Source organism: Ruegeria sp. CH10 (assembly GCF_056537125.1).
On the sequence record NZ_JBQFQY010000001.1, the window covers coordinates 541,965 to 561,339 of the forward strand.

Consider the following 19,375-nt stretch of genomic DNA (forward strand, 5'->3'; position numbering starts at 1 on the left):
GTTGCACCGGGGCGAGCAGATGATGCCACCCGCCCCGGCCTGTGTTCAAAGACCCTTGGCGCGGTAGCTTTTCGAGACCCGGTCGATGGCCACGATATAGGCCGCGGTCCGCAGGTCTTCGACATCGTCCCGGCTGTGCCAGACTTCGCGCATGGACTGGTATGCAATACGCATCGTGTCATCGAGGCCCGAGCGCACCAGTTCAAGCTCATCCGCGCCCTTGAGGTACTTTGCCTTGAAGTCCGGAGACATCGACCACGCATCGCCCAGGTAGCGGTCCAGACGCTCAAGCTCGCTGACGATCAACTCGTGCCGCGCTTCTTCCTGACGGCGCTGCATCCGGCCAAAGCGGATATGGCTCAGGTTCTTGACCCATTCGAAATAGGACACTGTAACACCGCCCGCATTGGCATACATGTCGGGGATGATCACCGTGCCCTTCTTGCGCAGGATTTCATCGGCGCCAGCCGTCACCGGGCCGTTCGCGGCCTCGATGATCAGCGGGGCTTTTATGCGATCCGCGTTGGACAGGTTGATCACCCCTTCAAGCGCCGCAGGGATAAGGATATCGCACTCTTCCTCAAGCACGGCTGCACCCTCGGCAGAATGGGTCGCGTCGGGATAGTCTTTGACACCCCCGTGTTTGACGATCCACTGCCGAACGGATTCGACATCGATACCGTCCGGATTATACAGCGCGCCATCCCATTCGATGATGCCGGTCACAATCGCGCCGTCCTCTTCGCTCAGGAATTTGGCAGCGTGATAGCCCACGTTGCCGAGCCCCTGAACGATGACGCGCTTACCATCCAGCTTGCCTGACAGGCCCGCTTTCTGGATATCCTCCGGGTGACGGAAGAATTCACGCAGCGCGTATTGCACACCGCGGCCCGTGGCCTCGACCCGCCCGGCGATGCCCCCCGCATTCAGCGGCTTGCCCGTGACACAGGCCCGCGCATTGATGTCCGTGGTGTTCATCCGGGCGTATTGGTCGGCCATCCAGGCCATCTCGCGCTCACCCGTACCCATGTCGGGGGCCGGCACGTTTTGCGAGGGATTGATCAAATCGCGTTTGGCCAACTCATAGGCAAAGCGACGCGTGATCTGCTCAAGCTCATGCTCTTCATACTGGCGCGGATCGATACACAACCCGCCCTTCGATCCGCCAAACGGCGTTTCGACCAGGGCACATTTGTAAGTCATCAGCGCTGCTAGCGCTTCAACTTCATCCTGGTTCACGGCCAAAGCGTAACGAATACCGCCTTTGACCGGCTCCATATGCTCGGAGTGGACCGAGCGATACCCGGTGAAAGTATGAATGTCACCGCGCAAGCGAACACCAAAACGCACGGTGTAAGTGGCGTTGCAAACGCGTATCTTCTGCTCCAGCCCGGGCGGCAGATCCATCAGGGACGCCGCCCTGTTAAACATCAGGTCCACACTCTCGCGAAAGCTGGGTTCATTTTTGGCCGTCATTTAAACCTCCGTGCCGACGAACGACTTGCGTTCTGCCGTTTTGTCGCACCCTATGCGTTAACGATCAATAATTAAGCACAAAAAAAACTCGAAAACTCAGGCAGAAAGATTTCAAACCACTGTGAGTCGCCAGTGTTTCAGGACCAGCCTTAGATTGTCGCCCAGACGACAACAGAACCCATCAACGCCCCAAAATTATCCCGCTTTTTCCTGTAAATGGGCCAGCTCAGCGGCTTTTTTGCCTAAATCCCGCCATGATTCGGCGTTAATTTTCTGAGAGTTAATATTTCCTTAGCAGTTTGGATGTCTGCTCAGCGAGGTCGGCACTATGATTACGCGCGTTTTTAAAAGCCGCATTACGAAACTCAAAAGCACCGTCGCATTCGCGCGTCAATTCTCCCGCGATGAAGATGGCGGCGTGTTCACGATTTTTGTCGTTCTGGGGTTCATCGTTATTCTGGGCACCGCTGGCATCGGCGTGGACATTATGAACTTTGAGCGCGACCGCGCAGACCTGCAGGCGACGCTGGACCGCGCCGTGCTTGCCGCGGCGAACGTCAAGCAGACGCTGCCACCCAAAGACGTTGTGAAAGCCTACATCGAAAAGTCCGGGGTCCGGGGTGACCTGACGAAAGAGCCGATTGTCGTCGAGGACATCGGCTCGCGCAAGGTGACCGCAAATGCCGAAGTCGAAGTAAGAACTCATTTCATGCGGTTCTTTGGGACGGATTCGCTGACGGCCAATGTGACCAGCGTTGCGGAGGAGTCCGTCGGCTCGATCGAGATATCTCTTGTTCTGGATATGTCAGGTTCAATGAGTTGGCCATCGGCGACCGAGAACAAGTCAAAGATGGCCGCACTTCAAGAAGCAGCCATTCAATTCGTCAATACGATGTATGAAAAGGAAAACCCCGACAAGATTTCGATCTCAATCGTGCCATACAACAATCAGGTGAGTGCGGGCGCAAATATCCTGAACCAAATGTCGGGTGTCACAACCGAACACAGCTATTCGCATTGTGTGGACTTCCGGGACTCTCAGTTCCGCGAGCCGGGGGTTAACCCATCGGCAAGCCTGAATCGTACTGCGCACTTCGACAATCGCAACTATGGGGACGACTACGCGGACGAATTTCATCGCACTTCAGTCTGCCCCACCCGCGCAGGCAGCGATATTACGCCCGTAACGAACGTCATTTCGGATTTGCATGATCAGATCAATGCCATGAGTCCCGGTGGCAACACCTCGATTGATATTGGCGTGAAATGGGGTGCTGCTCTGCTTGATCCTCAGTTTCAGTCGGTCATCGACCAACTGTCCAGACAGAACGCCAACCCGAACGAAGTCATTGACCCAGATACTGGCAACGTCGCTGGTACGGACCAGAAACCCAAAAAAGTCGTTCCCGCGATTTTTGACAACCGTCCGGTGGCCTACGAAGGCAACGTCAAAAAGATCATGATTGTGATGACCGATGGTGAAAACACCGAAAACTGGATTCTGGACGAATCTTTGCGGGACGGTCTGTCAGATGTTTGGTTCAACCCCAACGCAGGTCAACATACCCGGCGCGAATGCGTAAGAAGAAGGTGGTGGGGTTGTGAACGTTTCGGAGACATCACCCGCTCCGGTGAATTCAGTGTTCTTGTCGCAGAGAACCCACGCGAGTTCTACTACACCCGGCGAAACACAAGAGGGCACGCAGAACCTTTTGGAGGTGAATTTGCTGACCAATCTGTACGTCTGACCTATCCGCAACTGTGGAATATGGTGAGCCTGGACTGGAATGCGGCATACAACATGTCCCAGGAGCCCAACAACAATACCAACTGGTACTCAAACGCGTTTTCCACGACCAGCAGGACAGACAAAGACACGCGGTTGCAACAAACCTGTACTGCGATCAAGGGCCGGGATGTTGAAGTCTATGGTATCGCTTTCGAAGCGCCGGATGTTGGCGTGACTGCGATGAGAAACTGTTCAAGCGGAGCGGGGTTCTTTTTCGAAGTCAACGCCAATGGCAATCTGGGTGAAGACAACCTTTCCCTCACGCAGGTCTTCGAGGTCATCGCCACAAACATCAAGCGCCTGAGGCTCACGCAATGATCCGCAACATGTTCCGGAGAATAAGGCGTTTCAAACGTTCTGAAGACGGCTCATTGACAGTCGAATTCGTTATTATCTTCCCTCTATACGCCTTCTTTATCCTGAGTGTCGTCGAGTATGCCTTGGTGACAATTCAGCAGGCGATGATCGAACATTCCATGGATGTGGTCGTGCGTGACATACGCTTGGGGACGGCACCCAGCGTGACGCATGATGACATCAAGGATGCCATCTGCAACAGAACCGTCGTGGTCCGCAACTGCTCGCAAAACTTGCAGTTGGAAATGATTGTTCAGGACCCTTATGCAGGTATCAACCTGCCGCCCACCCCGGACTGTGTGGACAGGGCAGAAGAGGTAACGCCGGTCCGCGACTTCCAAACCGGTGGTTCAAACAAACTTATGGTCCTGCGTGCATGTGCAAAAGTTGACCCGGTATTTCCGACAACGAACATGGGTCGCGCCGTGAGTGGCGACGATGGATTTGTCCAGCTCACCGCGACGACCGCCTTTGTTCAGGAGCCTTGATTATGCTTACAGCAATAAGAATAAAACGCTTCTTGAGCCGTTTCAAACGACGTGAGCATGGCAGCTTGTCACTGGAAGCCGTGCTGACGTTTCCGATTTTTGTCTGGGCCATTACGCTAACTTACACGTATTTCGATGCCTTCCGCGAGAGCACCATAAACCTCAAGGCGGCCTACACGGTGGGCGACCTGATCTCGCGCGAAGGCGGTGAAGTCCCGATCAATGACGCCTATGCCGCGTCGATGTATCTGCTGTTCTATCGCATTCTGGACAACAATTCGCCGCTGGAAATGCGTTTGACCTCCATCACGTTCAAAAAGGACGAAAGCTCTAATAGCGACGAGCCGCGTCACTTTGTGGAATGGGCGACACGGTGTGGGTACGACGAAAACTGGACCAACGACAACGTTGATCAACTGAGCAACAGGCTGCCTCCGATGGCGGAATTGGACAGTTTGATCCTTGTTGAAACCACAAACGACTATATTCCGTCGCTCACAACGACCTGGCTGGAACCGGATCAAACCTTCGACACGTTCGTATATACCCGACCGCGTTTTGTTCCCTTGGTCCCTGGAAATGTGTCGCCCGTGTTTTGTGACAACGGTTCAGTCGCCGTGGCGACGGCAGGTTAATCTGCCAACATAGTCTGAAGCACTTCGGTCATGAATTTGGTTTCGGCGGCGTTTGTCATTCCGCCGATACCAATGCGGCGTCCAAGACGCCACCAAAGGCCCGGCGCCCAACTGTTCGGGCCCGGCTTACGTGTTTTCACCAAAAACCCGTTTGATGGTTTGAAAGCAAAGACACCACGGTCGATACCCTCAATATCTTCGATTTTGGCAATGACCTGCCCTGCCCCGGTTCTCAGCTCGGATCGAGTCAGTTCGATCCAGTCGTTTGTCGCGGTCCACATGCGGTAGGCCAACCAGAATGCCGCGCCACCGACCGCGATCAGGAAAACCTGCCACCCAAACGCAGGTGGCTGCGCAAGGACAACATAGAAGACCATAAGGCCCACAAAGCCCAGCATCGCCACACCCAGACCACGTCGGGCGGGCGACGGCTTAATGACAGCCAGAACATCTTCCTGCATGGGACCCCCTGCTGATTTTCTTTTGGTTTAGCGGCTTTACCCGCAAAAGGACAGAGGCCGAATCTGTCACGGATTTTCGCACATACCCCGTTCTTTTCTGCGGATTGACGGATCGCCTGTGCCCCTTAGATGCTGCTGCGTAAGCACAGGAGCCGATCATGTCCCTACGTCCCGTACTGGAAACCCGCAAAGCTATCGCCACGATGGAGGGTGCCGGCGTCAAACTCCACCGCGCGTTCGGCTTTCAGGACCCGTCCGAGTTGGACCCGTTCCTGCTGTTTGATGATTTCCGGAATGAGCGGCCTCAGGATTATCAGGCCGGGTTTCCCTGGCACCCGCATCGCGGGATTGAGACCATTACCTATGTTCTGGCCGGGTCGGTCGCGCATTCGGATTCGCTGGGCAATAGCGGAACGCTGGGGGCCGGAGACGTCCAGTGGATGACCGCAGGGTCCGGCATTTTGCATCAGGAAATGCCAAGCGGAAACACAACCGGCCAGATGCACGGGTTTCAGTTATGGGGCAACCTGCCCTCATCCCAAAAGATGACCGCGCCGCGCTATCAGGATGTGCAAGGCAAGGATATTCCCGAAATCACCGATGATGACGGCACCACGGTGCGGGTGATCGTGGGTGAGTTTTGGGGGAAGGTCGGCCCCGTGGACGGGATTGCCGCCGACCCGCAATATCTGGATGTCTCAATCCCCGCCGGGGTCAAAAAGACCTTTCGGATCGACACGCACCGCCGCGCCTTTGCCTATGTGTTTCAGGGCCAGGCCGCCTTTGCAGACGCTTCGCAACCCGCTGGTATCCTGCTGGAAAAAGAGGTCGCCGGGCAAGAGGTCAACATCCGCGACATGTCCGGGGACAGAACCCTTGTGCGGTTCGGCACCGGGGATGAGGTCACGGTTCAGGCCGGGTCTGAGGGCGTGCGGTTTCTGCTGATCTCGGGCGCGCCGATTGATGAGCCTGTCGCATGGCACGGCCCCATCGTCATGAACACGCGGGCCGAGTTGGAGCAAGCCTTTCGTGAGCTGCGCAACGGGACCTTCATCCGCCCCGCGCATTAAACCAGTCAGGCCGAGACCGACCGGCGGACCATGTCCCAATAAACCTGCTCAACCTCATCCAGCGACAGACGTCCGCCAGCGCGGTACCAAGTCATGACACCGTTGAGCATGGCGATGACCGCCAGCGTTGCGATTTTGGTATCCGTTATATCGAAAACCCCATTCCCCTGCCCTGCGCGCAGGATTGCCTCAAGCGCGTCCTCATAGCGGCGGCGCAAGGCTTCGACTTCCGCGAAGTTTTCAGGCGTGAGATTGCGCAGCTCCATATAGGCGATGAACACCTCATCGGGGCGCTGTAGGTGAAAGCGGATGTGGAACCCCACGAATTGCCGCAACGCGTCCGACGCATTCTTGGCCTCCGGCAACTCGACATAGGCCGCCAAAAGCTCGTGCATGTGGTCGTGCATCAACCGAAACAGCAAGCTTTGCTTGTCGGGGGTATAGTTGTACAGCGCACCGGCCTGCACGCCAACCTCGGACGCGATCTGACGCATCGAGACCGCGGCGAACCCGTGGCGCGCAAACAGCGCCAGCGCCGCCTTGCGGATGCGGGGACCTGTAATATCGGAATGGGAACCTTGCGTGCGTGCCATGGCCCCACCGTATCTGAACGTCTGTTCAGATAGAACCCCGCTTGAACCAACGCGCCAAAAGGTGCATCACCGATGCAACCGAGTTTGAAAGGGTTCTGCATGAAGCCCCTGCAATTGCTGTTTATTGTCCTCGCCTGTGCCGGATGCACCAATTTCCCCGAGCTCGAAGGGCGAGAGCTGGCCGACGTCAAGACGACCCGCTTTCCCAAGCTGGTTCCCCTTCAAGAAGCGCTCGGTCCGACGGTTGATCCCGTGGAAGAGGCCACCGCCGTCGAAGAAGACCTGAACACACGACGCGAAGCGCTTGAGAAAAAGGCGCAAGAGCTTCAGGACGCTGAAATCAACTGACCCTTTGCGAATAAGGCCCTGTCCGGGTCTGCGACGCATTGCACCCTCGCGCCGAACCCGCTAAGGCAGCGCTGAACGGGCGACAGGCCCGATACCATGAGATTTTCGAGCGAAAGGAACCCACGGGATGACACAGGCGCTGCGGCTGGGAATTGCGGGCTTGGGAACGGTCGGCGTGGGTGTCGTCAAGATCGTACGGCGTCATGCGGATCTGTTGCAGGCACGCACCGGCCGGTCCATCGAAATCGTTGCAGTTTCGGCCCGCGATGCCAGCAAGGACCGTGGCGTGAACCTTTCGGATTATGCCTGGGAGACGGACCCGGTTGCGCTGGCAAAGCGCGATGACATCGACGTTTTCGTCGAATTGATCGGGGGCGAGAACGGCCCGGCCAAAGCCTCGGTCGAGGCGGCGCTGGCCAGTGGCAAGGATGTGATCACCGCGAACAAAGCACTGCTGGCAATCCACGGTCAAGAGCTCGCTGAAAAGGCCGAGGCCGCCGGTCGCGTGATCCGGTTTGAGGCCGCCGTCGCAGGCGGTATCCCGGTGATCAAATCCCTGACCGAGGGGCTTGCAGGCAATGAGATCACCCGCGTCATGGGCGTGATGAACGGCACCTGCAACTACATCCTGACCCGTATGCAATCGCAGGAGCTGGGTTATAACGCGCTGTTCGAAGAATGCGCAGAGCTTGGCTATCTTGAGGCCGACCCGAATCTGGATGTGGGCGGAATCGATGCCGCGCACAAACTGGCGTTGCTGTCCTCGATCGCCTTTGGGACCAAGCCGAATTTCGACGGGATCGAGATTGAGGGCATTCAGCAGATCAGTCTGGATGACATCCATCAGGCCGACGACATGGGCTATCGCATCAAACTGCTGGGCGTGGCGCAGAAAACCGCGCGCGGTCTAGTACAGCGGATGCAGCCCTGCCTTGTGCCCAGCGGCTCGGCCCTGGGTCAGTTGGAAGGCGGCACCAATATGGTCGTGATCGAAGGTGACGCGGTTGAACAGGTTGTCCTGCGCGGCCCCGGTGCCGGTGAGGGCCCGACAGCCAGCGCCGTAATGGGCGATGTCTGTGATCTGGCCCGTGGCCTGCAAATCCCGACCTTCGGACGCCCCGCCACATCGCTCCAAGACGCGGCCCCAGCCATCACCGGCCTGCCCGCCCCGTATTACCTGCGCCTCGCCCTGCTGGACAAACCCGGCGCGCTGGCCAAAGTCGCCGCCATTCTGGGCGATGCCGGTGTCTCGATCGACCGGATGCGTCAATACGGGCATTCCGACAGCACCGCCCCAGTGCTGATCGTGACCCACAAGACCACGCGCGCCACGTTGGACATCGCCTTGAACGGTCTGCGCGAGACAGATGTGGTGGACGGAGACCCCGTCGCATTGCGGATCGAAGAGGTTTAACCCTTGCAGCCCGCCCAAAACGCAAGCTATGCCGAATAAAACGCCTTTACTGACCTGAGGATGCCAAAATGAGTGCTGCCAAAGTAGATTTCAACGACCGCCTGCTGTCCCTGGGGCTTGCGCGGGTTGCGGAACAGGCTGCATTGGCCTCGGCCTCTCTGGTCGGTCGCGGCGATGAGAAAGCCGCCGATCAGGCCGCTGTGAACGCCATGCGCGAACAGCTGAACCTGCTGGATATTGCCGGTGTCGTGGTCATCGGCGAAGGTGAGCGGGACGAAGCCCCGATGCTGTATATCGGCGAAGAGGTCGGCACCGGGAATGGCCCCGGCGTGGACATCGCGCTGGACCCGCTGGAAGGCACCACGCTGACCGCCAAGGATATGCCCAACGCGCTGACCGTGATTGCGATGGGCCCGCGCGGCTCGATGCTGCATGCCCCCGACGTTTACATGGACAAGCTGGCCGTGGGCCCGGGCTTTCCCGAAGGTGTCGTCAGCCTGGACATGAGTCCGCGTGAACGGGTTGAAGCGCTGGCCAAAGCCAAAGGCTGCGCGCCTGCCGACATCACCGTCTGCATTCTGGAGCGCCCCCGCCATGAAGCGATGATTGCCGAAGTGCGCGAAACCGGTGCCTCGATCCGTTTGATCACCGATGGCGACGTGGCCGGTGTGATGCACTGCGCCGAAAGCGAAGTCACCGGGATCGACATGTATATGGGCCAAGGCGGCGCGCCCGAGGGTGTTCTGGCGGCTGCGGCGCTGAAATGCATGGGTGGTCAGATCTTTGGCCGTCTGTTGTTCCGCAACGATGACGAGCGCGGCCGCGCCGCCAAGGCGGGCATTACCGATCTGGACCGCATCTACGCGCGGGACGAGATGGTGACAGCCGACGTGATCTTTGCCGCAACCGGTGTGACCGGCGGATCGCTGCTGCCGCGTATCAAGCGCGAGCCGGGCTGGCTTGAGACCACCACCCTGCTGATGCGGTCGAAAACTGGTTCGGTGCGTCGCATGTCTTACCGCACGCCGATGTGGTCGCACGACAACTAGCGGCTTGCGCCGCTGCCTCCGGCGGCCGTATTTTAAACGAGAAGAAGGGCCGGGTCCGCGCAGGGTCCGGCCTTGTCATATCAGAGGCGGGTCATGGGTTTTCTTGGAGTTGAACAGTCTTTGTCCGGGCGGCGCTGGGTTGGTCCTTCGGCGGATGTGGAACGCGCAACCGAGGTTCTGATTCAGCAGGCAGGGCTGCCGCGCGCGGTCTGTCAGGTGCTGGCACGGCGCGGTGTTCCGGCGATGGAGGCTGCGGGGTTTCTGGAGCCCAAACTGAAAGAGCTGCTGCCTGATCCGCGTGACATGAAGGATATGGAGACCGCTGCGACGCGGTTTCTGGCGGCGGTGCGCGCGAGGCAGCGGATCGCGGTTTTTGCGGATTACGATGTGGATGGGGGCAGTTCGGCGGCCTTGCTGTTGGTCTGGCTGCGACAGATGGGCCTGCAGGCGACGCTTTATGTCCCCGACCGGATTGACGAAGGCTATGGCCCCAACGTTCCCGCCATGCAGGAGCTGGCGGCCAGCCACGATCTGATCATCTGCGTGGATTGCGGGACACTCAGCCACGAACCCATTGCTGCTGCAAAGGGGGCGGATGTAATCGTACTGGATCACCATTTGGGCGCCGAGACCCTGCCCGACTGTGTGGCCGTGGTGAACCCGAACCGGCAGGATGAGAGCGGCGATCTGGGCTATCTCTGCGCGGCGGGTGTAGTCTTTTTGATGCTGGTTGAGGCCGGGCGGCAATTGCGTGAGGCTGGGGCCAAAGGCCCCAACCTGATCTCTTTGTTGGATCTGGTGGCTTTGGCAACGGTGGCGGATGTCGCGCCGCTGATCGGCGCAAATCGGGCGCTGGTGCGGCAGGGGTTGAAGGTGATGGCCCAGCGGCAGCGACCCGGGCTAGTCGCCCTGTCTGATGTGGCGAGAATGGATTCAGCCCCCAACAGCTATCACCTTGGGTTCATGCTGGGGCCGCGTGTGAATGCCGGAGGGCGCATTGGTCAGGCTGATTTGGGTGCGCGGTTGCTCAGCACGGAATCGGTCCACGAAGCACAGGCTCTGTCGCAGCGGCTGGACGAACTGAACACCGAGCGGCGCGACATTGAGAATGCTGTCCGCGCAGCCGCTTTGGAACAGGCGGAAGAACGCGGGCTGGACGCGCCATTGGTCTGGGCGGCGGGCGAAGGGTGGCATCCCGGCGTGGTCGGCATCGTGGCCTCGCGCCTGAAAGAAAACGCCAACCGCCCCGCGATTGTCATCGGCTTTGATGGGGATGAGGGCAAGGGCTCGGGCCGATCTGTGACTGGGGTCGATCTGGGGGCCTCGATCCAGCGTCTGGCGGCTGAGGGGCTTTTGGTCAAGGGCGGAGGCCACAAGATGGCCGCCGGTCTGACCGTTATGCGCGACAAACTGGAGCCGGCGATGGAGCGACTTGGTGAATTGCTGGCCAAACAGGGCGCGGGTGAAGGTGGCCCGGCGGACCTGAAACTGGACGGCACCCTGATGCCGGGGGCCGCCACGATCGACCTGATCGAACAGATCGAACAGGCCGGTCCGTTCGGGGCCAGCGCCCCTGCCCCGCGCTATGCTCTGCCAGACCTTCAGATCAGATTCGCCAAGCGCGTCGGCGAATCCCATCTGAAGCTCTCGCTGGCCGATGGGATGGGCGGCGGCTTGGACGCTATTGCGTTTGGCGCATTCGACGGGCCGATGGGGGAAAAACTGTCCAACCATGGCGGCGCGCGGTTTCATTTCGCCGGACGGCTTGAGGTGAATACATGGGGCGGGCGGCAATCGGTGCAACTTAGACTAGAGGATGCGGCTGAGGCCAAATGAGGCGCCTTCCGGGGGTCCAAAAAACTTTCACATCCTTGCATTTTTCGGCTTGCGGGGGTCAGAGGTAAACCGTAAAAGGCCCTCCACAAGCCAGCGTGGCCCGTTCGTCTATCGGTTAGGACGCCAGGTTTTCAACCTGGAAAGAGGGGTTCGATTCCCCTACGGGCTACCACTTGTGCTTGTTTGGCCTAAATGGCCCGTTCGTCTATCGGTTAGGACGCCAGGTTTTCAACCTGGAAAGAGGGGTTCGATTCCCCTACGGGCTACCATTTCCGTCACACTCCGAATTTCTCGCGGCACAGGTCCTGAATTTGGTCCCATGAGGATTTAAATTCCGGTGTGTTTTCGGCTGCATAGTGAAAATTCTTCATCAAACCCGTCAGTTGTGTAAAGACCTGCCGAACGTCGGCCTTGTCCGCAAAGCTGGCCGTCGATTGGGTTACGTCATAAACCAGCTTGAAGGTCATCCTCTGCCGTTCAAGTGGCACGGTCGCGTCCACTTTGTCGAACGCGTCCTGCTGCAGGTAGACCATATCGACGAACAGCGCCTTTTGCTGGGTTACAAAGTCCTCGATCGTCACGCCCTCTTCGCCAGTGACCTGCATCATCTGGTCGACTTGTTCGCCTTTTTCGATCAGTTCGATCAGATCGCGCACCTTTCCGGTCCAGCCGGGTTCGGCGTTTTTGTCATACCAGTCCGACAGCTGATCAGTATAGCGCGACCAGCTGAGCATCGGATCGACCGCCGGATAGAACCGTTTATAGGCACGCTCGGATGACAGCCCGAGAAAGCACTTGACCGTCGACAGGGTTGATTGCGTGACCGGCTCGTCAAAATTCCCACCCGCGGGCGAGACGGTGCCGATCAGGGTCAGGCTGCCCAAGGTGCCGTCATTGGTCTTCATTGCACCCGCGCGCTCATACAGGCCCTTGATTGAGCTTTCCAGATATGCGGGAAAGCCCTCTTCGCCCGGGATTTCCTCAAGCTTGCCAGAGGTTTCGCGCATGGCCTGAGCCCAGCGGCTGGTGCTGTCGGCAATCAGCAGCACATCATAGCCCATCTGACGGTAATACTCACCCAGCGTGATACCGGTGAAGATCGATGCCTCGCGCGCGGCGACGGGCATTGAGGATGTGTTGCAGATGATGATTGTCCGGTCCATCAGGCTGCCGCCGGTGGTCGGGTCGGTCATCTTGGGAAATTCATGGATGGTCTCGACCACCTCGCCCGCGCGTTCACCACAGGCCACAACAATCACAATATCCACCTTGGCGTTGCGCGCGATCAGGTTTTGCAGAACGGTTTTACCGGCGCCAAACGGGCCGGGAATACAGGCCGTTCCGCCGCGCGCGATGGGAAAGAACGTGTCGATCAGACGTTGCGAGGTCAGCACTGGCTCGGTCGGGTAAAGCCGCTCGGACAAAGCACGTTTCAGGATGCTTTCGGGCAGAGGCCGCCGCACCGGCCATTTCTGCGACAGGGTCAGCGTATGCTCACCGCCCTGCACGTCCTCAAGCCGTGCCACGATATCGTGGATGGTGGCGGCGCCTTTCTGGACCCAGACCACCTTGTACTCACCGACCCAGTTGAAGGGCAGCATGATCTTGTGGCTGAAATGACCCTCGGGGACCGTACCGATACTGTCGCCTGCGGTGACCGTATCGCCGACCTTGACCGAGGGCGTGAACGACCATTTGGCCTGCGTATCCAGCGGGGCCACATCCGCCCCGCGCGGCAGGAAAGTGCCAAACTCAGCGGCCACCTTGGGCAAAGGCGATTGCAGCCCGTCAAACACCTGCCCCAGCAGCCCCGGGCCAAGCTCAACCGACAGCAACTGCCCCGATTGTTCCACAGGGTCGCCCACGGCCACCCCGTCGGTACTTTCGTAGACCTGCACATCAGCGGTATCGCTGCGCACGCGCAGCACTTCGGCCTTCAGACGTTCCTGACGGCCACCGGGACCCGGGCGCGTGGGTAGGATAAAGACCACCTCGTTCTTGACCAACTGCCCGGGCTGGCCTGATGCGTCCGTGTTGGCCTGTATCTGTACCAACCCCTCCTGCACCGAAACAACGCGGGCGGTGGTGGTTTGGTCGGCTGGGGTTGGGGCGGTCATGCTGAGGCTCCCTCAAAGTCAAAATCGGCCATGGCCTGCTGCGCCAGATGTTCAAATCGCTTGGCCGCGTCCTGCGCATTGCTTTGCGCCCAGCGGTCGAAAATGTTCCAGATCAACACGTAGATCGCCACCGCCTCAAAATCGAAATAGTGGCGCGCGGCGTGCCGTTTCAGTTGCTTGTGACTGACCGACAAAAGCAGCCGTTCCAGCCCCAAGGGGTCTTCGGCATCCAGCAATAGTTTCGCCTCTTTGATCCAAGGCATCGGACCGTCCAGCTTGAACGTTGGATCACCCCAATTGGCCGGGATGTGACGGGTCCACCGACCCAGTCCAAACGGGCCAGTCGAGGGGCTGCCCCCCTGCCTGCGCAGGCGCAGCGCGGCGACGGCCGTGCGCAGGTCCATCCGTTCCGTGAAAACCTGCCGCAAGGTCGGTTGCGGAATGTCGGCCAGTGCCCCTTTGCAACGTTCAATCGCCTGAGCGTCGGTGACACCCATGTCATAATCGCTCCAGTTCAGAGCGTGTTCCAAAACCTTCAAAACCCGCGCATCCTCAGCGGTCAGCGCAGTCAGACGGCGATCCAGCCGCAAACGCGACAACGGCGGCTGTTTGGCCACAAACAGCCGTTCCGAGCCCGGCAGGCTGCTGATCAGCGCGATATAGGCGTCGGGGTTGGGCATCTCAGCGGATCACCCCCTCTAACACCGCGCGGAAGCGGGGTTGCAGGTGCTCCATCAGCAGCGCAGCCACGGCCTTGTCGGTCAGGTCCAGCACCACGCCCTGATCCTCGGCCCGGACGCGGATACCATCCTGCGCATCGTCCGCGGCGTGCAACTCGACCTGCTCGCGCAACATATCAGCAGTCAGGCCCAGCACGTATTTCGTCAGCTTGCCCGACTGAATGTCATCAGCGTTCTGCTTGATCTCTTCCTGCGTGGCGATCCTGGCGGGCAAGATGACCTGTACCGGACCGTCCAGCTTTGCCTCGGTGGCGGCACGGCCGACCACCTCAAGGATCATCTGTTTCAACAGGTCCGGGTCCGCCATTTCCTTGGTCACCAGCCGTTCGACGTCCTGACGAAACCGATCCGTCAGACCGGCCTTCATGGTCAGAACCGCGTCGCGCATGGCGGTGTTCAGCGCCTCTTCACCCGCCGCGCGATAGCTGTCGGAGTCGCTGCGGGCCTTTTTCTGATACTCATCCGCCTCACGCTTGGCCTCGGCCAGTATCTTTGCCGCCTCTGCCTTGGCCTCGGCGCGCAGCTTCTCCGCATCGGCCTGACCAGCAGCCACCCCATCGTTGCGCAGCTTGTCGATCAACGCGTCAACGCCATGAGAGATCATCCCATCCTGAGCCATCAGCTGATCCCCGCACTGATGACAAGGGCAAAGACAAAGGCGAACACACCAAAGCCTTCGATGATCGCCGCAGGGGCCAGCGACAAGCCGAAGATTTCAGGCTTTTCCTTGGTCGCGTTGATCGCCGCTGCACAGGCCCGGCCCTGCCATATGCCGCAATACATCAAAGCGATGCCCGACAGGATGCCGATCCCGAACAACCCACCTGCGTTTTCGGGGGTTACGTCGCGGTTCAGGGTGAACATGATGACGATCCCATAGATCACCATGGTCGAGGGAAAGGCCGAGACGCCGACAAACCGGCCATAGCCGCCCTCGGTCTCGGTCATCGCGCCGATGCTGGCCATCCCCGCGATCGAGCAGCCAATCGCACTGGCCGCCGCACCCAATGCCATGGGTGCATAAATCCCCAGCCAACCCAATGTCAGAACAAGCTCATTCATTCCTGAACCTCCTTGCGGGCGAACGGGCGAAAGACGATGCCTTCATCCGGCAGACCCCATTTATAGAATTCGATGTAATTGAGACGTAATCCGTGGACGACGCCGCTCATCATCGCGAGGGCGAAGTTCAGAATATGGCCAATGATCAGGATCAGCAGACCGAACAGAATGCCCGGCCCTTTCAGCGCGTGAATCACCGACATCGCCAGATCGTTAAACGTGATCGCCAACGAGGCCGAGGCCAACCCCAGCGCAAACAGGCGCATATAGCTGAGGACATCTCCGAACGCGCCCATCGCCCCGGCCAGCGCCTGAATGCCGTCGATCAGACGCCACAGCCAGTCGGTGGGTTTCTTGATCGCCCGCTCGCTTGAGAACAACAAGATCGTCAGGATGCCGATGATCAGAAGGGCCGCGCCCGGTGTCGGGCTATCCCCTTTCATATAGCTAAGCCACAGAACAAACCCGCCAATCAGCGCCGCGATCCACCCGAGATTTGCGATGGCCTTTCGCTGCCCCCACGCCGCGCGGGCGGCCAGCGCATTCGCCAGCACCAGATGCAGCACGCCAACCACAATCGAGACCATCATCATCGCCGCGAAATTGTTCAGGTCGAGCAGTTTAAGTTTCCCAAGGATCGATCCATCCGCCGGAGCCACGCCGAAATAGCTGCCAACCAGAACCCCATACACGACCGTGGCCCCTGAAACGACCAGCCCATAGCGCCGCCATGATCTTTGCTGGGCCATCTTGTCCATCCGCTTCCGGAACAGCAGCAGACCCAGCAGGATCACGGCCCCATACCCCGCATCCGCCACGATCATCGCGAAGAAGAACGCGAACGAGGCCGCAACGATCACGCTGGGGTCCCAATCCTTGTAACCGGGCACTTGATAAAACAGCGCCAAGTCCACGGCCGCACTGCGTTTTTCCGGCTGCTCCAACAATGTGGGCGGAGTGTCGTCAGGTCCTGGTTCTTCGATCAAAACGGCGGCACCCTTGGCCTGAGCCATATCCAGTACCGCGTCCACTCGGTCCTCGGGCACCCAGCCTTGCAGGGCGAACATCGCCCCTTCATCGCGCACCTTCTGCGTCGCATGAGCCAGTTCCGCCGCGCTTTCCGCAACCGCCAGATTGCGGCGCATCAGCGTCAGATAGCGGGTCTGCGCAACCCGTTCGGCCTCAAGCGCTTCGATGGCGATTTCGGCCTCTTCCAGTTGGGCTTCAAGTTCGTGGATGGGCAGCGATCCGGTATGCGTGCGCGGAACCGGCAGGATGTCATCTGCGGGTTCATCCGGTGCGATCAGCACGGCGTACACAAAGCGGTGGTCTTGTTCCAGAATGGACCACGGCACCGCCAGACCTTGCAACGCATCGCGATGTTTCAGGGGCAGTTGATAGAACCACAGCCGGTTGCCCGCCAGAACGTCTCCGGGCGGGAAATCCAGATCGCCCCAGGGACGCACCTGCGCAATGCGATGGACCAGAGAATCGCGCCGGTCGGTCATATCGCGTGTACGCTGCATCAGGTCCACCACATCGGCGACGAACTGGTCCATATCAAACGCTGGATCGCGCTGAATCTGGCGCCGGGGGTCGGCAATATCCGCAAGGAATCGCAACGCTTTATAAGCGTCTTTTGCACCGCGTTCGCTGATCTTTTCCGGCTCCGCCGGGGGCGGCGCGAGCGGCAGAACATGCATGCAGCCAAGCCTTTGCAGCGCCTCAAGTGTCGGGGTCTTTTCAGCGGCAGGCCCGACCAGCGACAGTTTCTTGAGGCGGGCAACACTCATGACACGGCCTCCTGCGCATGTTTGCGCTTGGAGATTTTCGAGCGTACGACCGACTGCATCTGCTCATCGCTCAGGTAGATGCGGATTTTCTTGATGTTGGCCTTGGCGCGCGGGATCAGAACCTTTTCGAACAGGTTGACCCGTTGGGTAATCGTGGCAACCGCCTTGTCGAAAATCTTTACCCGCTCCTCGGCCACTTTGACGCGCAAACGCGCCTCGATCATATCATGCAGCAATTGCGCAGCCGCATCGACCCAATGCGGCTTGGCCAGTTTCGAATATGGCCGCACGGCAACCTCGATCCGGTCAAGCGCGGGCATCTTGACGCCCACAACGTTGACCTCTTTGACCTTGTAGTCCTTCAGTTCAACCAGACCATCCAGATCAATGCCCTGCTGCGCCAGCATGGGCAGTTTGGCCCCGACCTGCTGGGCCAGGATCGCAACCTCTTGTTCCAGCCGGTGTACATCCGCGCGGGCCTTGGCGCGTTCGGCCATCAACTGCTGGCGCTTGAGGTCCAGCGACGGCAGGAACCTCTCATAGCTTTTCAGCTGCGTCTGCTGGCGGGCCAGCGACGATTTATTCAGCTGCAACCGCGCCATCACTGTCCTTTGGGAAATACTTGTCGACCAAAGCCTGCTTCATAAGCAGCTGTTCAGGCTTGAAACACTCGGCCAGGGTTTTCCATCCCAGATCCAGCGCGTCTTCCAGCGGGATTGAGACGTTGATGTCCATGAACCGATTGCGGAACAACGCGCCGAATTTCAGCAACTGGTGATCATAGTCCGAAAGATCAAAGGCCATCGCCTGTTTCTGTGCCGCATCCCGGCTTTCGGAATAGAAGCGGATCATCGTGTTCATGATCTGCCCGTGATCTTCGCGCGTGGTCTTGCCGATCACGTTCTGCTTGAGGCGTGAGAGGCTGCCGAACGGATCGATTACGCCCGAGTGCAGGTAAAACTGCCCTTCGGTGATATAGCCCGTGTTGTCCGGCACCGGGTGGGTCACGTCATTGCCGGGCATGGTCGTCACGGTCAGCACCGTGACTGATCCTCCCTTGGCATAATCGCACGCTTTTTCATACCGCCGCGCCAGTTGGGAATAGAGATCGCCCATATAGCCGCGCTGCGAGGGCACGCGCTCCTGACTGATCCCCACCTCTTTCATTGCGTCGGCATAGGCGGTCATATCGGTCAGCAGAACCAGCACGCGCTTGCCCTCTTCCACCGCGAATTTCTCGGCCACGGCCAGCGCCATGTCGGGCACCAACAGCCGCTCGACCAGAGGGTCCATCGCCTGATTGACGAACATCACGGTGCGGGAAAACACGCCCGCATCCTCGAACGAGGTGCGGAACGTGTGGTAGTCGTCAAAGATCAAGCCCAGCCCACCAAAGACGACAATATCGGCATCCGCCTGAATACCGATTCGGCTGAGAAACGCGTTGAACGGCTCGCCCGAGACGGAAAAGATCGGGATTTTCTGGCTTTCGACCAGCGTGTTGAACACATCGATCATCGGCACATCGGTGCGGATCATCTTGTTCGGAACCGCCCGTTCCGCAGGGTTCACGGTTGGCCCGCCAATCTCGATCCGCGGCTCGGATGACAGGTCCGGACCACCATCGATCGCCTGTCCTGCCCCGTCAAAAACGCGCCCTAGAATGTTGGCCGAATATGGCGTCTGCATGGGATGGCCCAGAAAGGTGGCCGTCGCCTCGGTCGAGATTCCCTTGGTCCCGGAAAACACCTGCAACGTCACCACGTCCCGGTCGATGAAGATCGCCTGAGCCAAGGTTTTATGGCCGTCAACCGTCTCGATCACCGCCAGATCATTGAATCGAACCGCAGCGTCCGAGGTCCCGTCCACCGGCACCCTGACCTTGATCGTGTCACCCACAATTTCCAGTACACGCGTGTATTTCAACAGACTACGGGACATTGGCTATCCTCATGCGTCCAGGTGATTTTAGATAATCAGCGCCGCAGCGGTCAGCGGCAAATTCTATAATCTTCATTGCAGCTTACAATGAATTCAAAAATTGGCAACCGAGGGCGTCTTCATCGTTAGCGACGCAGGAATTTTTCATTTACTAAAAATTTAGTTTGACACATATGCAAAAAATCGCCGATGCTGTCCGGCATCCG

At 59.0% G+C, this 19,375-nt stretch carries 18 protein-coding genes and 2 tRNA genes; 10 read left to right on the forward strand and 10 right to left on the reverse strand.

The window, feature by feature from the left end:
• Positions 1 to 45: 45 nt before the first annotated feature.
• Complete coding sequence (locus ACRZ94_RS02710; RefSeq protein WP_480650459.1) at positions 46 to 1,476, reverse strand: Glu/Leu/Phe/Val family dehydrogenase; 1,431 nt, start codon at positions 1,474 to 1,476, stop codon at positions 46 to 48.
• Between the two features lie 328 nt (positions 1,477 to 1,804).
• Between ACRZ94_RS02710 and ACRZ94_RS02715 the strand changes: the two genes are divergently transcribed.
• The 3 genes from ACRZ94_RS02715 to ACRZ94_RS02725 are packed head-to-tail and all read left to right on the forward strand — an operon-like array spanning position 1,805 to position 4,745.
• Positions 1,805 to 3,583 (forward strand): TadE/TadG family type IV pilus assembly protein, encoded by a 1,779-nt coding sequence (locus tag ACRZ94_RS02715; RefSeq protein ID WP_480650458.1) that lies wholly within the window; start codon positions 1,805 to 1,807, stop codon positions 3,581 to 3,583.
• Positions 3,580 to 4,110, forward strand: a complete 531-nt coding sequence (locus tag ACRZ94_RS02720; protein ID WP_480650457.1) for a TadE/TadG family type IV pilus assembly protein — start codon at positions 3,580 to 3,582, stop codon at positions 4,108 to 4,110. Before ACRZ94_RS02715 ends, ACRZ94_RS02720 begins: the two co-directional genes overlap by 4 nt.
• Positions 4,111 to 4,112: 2 nt before the next feature.
• Complete coding sequence (locus tag ACRZ94_RS02725) at positions 4,113 to 4,745, forward strand: TadE/TadG family type IV pilus assembly protein (RefSeq protein WP_480650456.1); 633 nt, start codon at positions 4,113 to 4,115, stop codon at positions 4,743 to 4,745.
• On the opposite strand, the gene ACRZ94_RS02730 is transcribed toward ACRZ94_RS02725, so the two are convergent.
• Positions 4,742 to 5,206, reverse strand: coding sequence for a hypothetical protein (locus tag ACRZ94_RS02730; protein ID WP_480650455.1), 465 nt, complete (start codon positions 5,204 to 5,206; stop codon positions 4,742 to 4,744). The two genes, ACRZ94_RS02725 and ACRZ94_RS02730, sit on opposite strands and share 4 nt — an antisense overlap.
• Before the next feature lie 158 nt (positions 5,207 to 5,364).
• Between ACRZ94_RS02730 and ACRZ94_RS02735 the strand changes: the two genes are divergently transcribed.
• Positions 5,365 to 6,276 (forward strand): pirin family protein, encoded by a 912-nt coding sequence (locus tag ACRZ94_RS02735; protein WP_480796614.1) that lies wholly within the window; start codon positions 5,365 to 5,367, stop codon positions 6,274 to 6,276.
• Positions 6,277 to 6,281: 5 nt separating this feature from the next.
• On the opposite strand, the gene ACRZ94_RS02740 is transcribed toward ACRZ94_RS02735, so the two are convergent.
• Positions 6,282 to 6,869: a TetR/AcrR family transcriptional regulator gene (locus ACRZ94_RS02740; RefSeq protein WP_480650453.1), complete on the reverse strand. Its 588-nt coding sequence runs from the start codon at positions 6,867 to 6,869 to the stop codon at positions 6,282 to 6,284.
• A gap of 72 nt (positions 6,870 to 6,941) precedes the next feature.
• On the opposite strand from ACRZ94_RS02740, the gene ACRZ94_RS02745 reads away from it, so the two are divergent.
• The 6 genes from ACRZ94_RS02745 (at position 6,942) to ACRZ94_RS02770 (ending at position 11,785) form a co-directional block, all read left to right on the forward strand.
• Positions 6,942 to 7,217: a hypothetical protein gene (locus tag ACRZ94_RS02745; RefSeq protein ID WP_480650452.1), complete on the forward strand. Its 276-nt coding sequence runs from the start codon at positions 6,942 to 6,944 to the stop codon at positions 7,215 to 7,217.
• Positions 7,218 to 7,344: 127 nt separating this feature from the next.
• Entirely contained in the window at positions 7,345 to 8,631 is a 1,287-nt protein-coding gene (locus ACRZ94_RS02750; RefSeq protein WP_480796615.1) for a homoserine dehydrogenase, read from the forward strand.
• A gap of 68 nt (positions 8,632 to 8,699) precedes the next feature.
• A complete protein-coding gene (gene glpX, locus ACRZ94_RS02755; RefSeq protein ID WP_480650450.1) occupies positions 8,700 to 9,680 on the forward strand; it encodes a class II fructose-bisphosphatase in 981 nt (326 codons plus the stop codon).
• Positions 9,681 to 9,773: 93 nt separating this feature from the next.
• A complete protein-coding gene (recJ, locus tag ACRZ94_RS02760) occupies positions 9,774 to 11,516 on the forward strand; it encodes a single-stranded-DNA-specific exonuclease RecJ (protein ID WP_480650449.1) in 1,743 nt (580 codons plus the stop codon).
• A gap of 97 nt (positions 11,517 to 11,613) precedes the next feature.
• A tRNA-Glu gene (locus ACRZ94_RS02765) sits at positions 11,614 to 11,688 on the forward strand.
• Positions 11,689 to 11,710: 22 nt separating this feature from the next.
• Positions 11,711 to 11,785, forward strand: a tRNA-Glu gene (locus ACRZ94_RS02770).
• A 6-nt stretch (positions 11,786 to 11,791) separates the two neighbouring features.
• Here ACRZ94_RS02770 and ACRZ94_RS02775 read toward each other — a convergent pair.
• From ACRZ94_RS02775 to ACRZ94_RS02805, 7 genes are read right to left on the reverse strand one after another with little or no spacing between them, the layout of a single operon-like run.
• Positions 11,792 to 13,633, reverse strand: coding sequence for a V-type ATP synthase subunit A (locus ACRZ94_RS02775; RefSeq protein WP_480796616.1), 1,842 nt, complete (start codon positions 13,631 to 13,633; stop codon positions 11,792 to 11,794).
• Positions 13,630 to 14,313 (reverse strand): hypothetical protein, encoded by a 684-nt coding sequence (locus tag ACRZ94_RS02780; protein WP_480796617.1) that lies wholly within the window; start codon positions 14,311 to 14,313, stop codon positions 13,630 to 13,632. Before ACRZ94_RS02780 ends, ACRZ94_RS02775 begins: the two co-directional genes overlap by 4 nt.
• Position 14,314: 1 nt before the next feature.
• Positions 14,315 to 14,992, reverse strand: a complete 678-nt coding sequence (locus tag ACRZ94_RS02785; RefSeq protein WP_480796618.1) for a hypothetical protein — start codon at positions 14,990 to 14,992, stop codon at positions 14,315 to 14,317.
• A complete protein-coding gene (locus tag ACRZ94_RS02790; RefSeq protein ID WP_170324458.1) occupies positions 14,992 to 15,435 on the reverse strand; it encodes an ATP synthase subunit C in 444 nt (147 codons plus the stop codon). Before ACRZ94_RS02790 ends, ACRZ94_RS02785 begins: the two co-directional genes overlap by 1 nt.
• Complete coding sequence (locus ACRZ94_RS02795) at positions 15,432 to 17,228, reverse strand: V-type ATP synthase subunit I (RefSeq protein ID WP_480796619.1); 1,797 nt, start codon at positions 17,226 to 17,228, stop codon at positions 15,432 to 15,434. Before ACRZ94_RS02795 ends, ACRZ94_RS02790 begins: the two co-directional genes overlap by 4 nt.
• Positions 17,225 to 17,830, reverse strand: a complete 606-nt coding sequence (locus tag ACRZ94_RS02800) for a V-type ATP synthase subunit D (protein WP_480796620.1) — start codon at positions 17,828 to 17,830, stop codon at positions 17,225 to 17,227. The genes ACRZ94_RS02795 and ACRZ94_RS02800 overlap by 4 nt, the downstream gene beginning before the upstream one ends.
• Positions 17,808 to 19,169, reverse strand: a complete 1,362-nt coding sequence (locus ACRZ94_RS02805) for a V-type ATP synthase subunit B (RefSeq protein ID WP_480796621.1) — start codon at positions 19,167 to 19,169, stop codon at positions 17,808 to 17,810. Before ACRZ94_RS02805 ends, ACRZ94_RS02800 begins: the two co-directional genes overlap by 23 nt.
• Between the last annotated feature and the right edge of the window lie 206 nt (positions 19,170 to 19,375).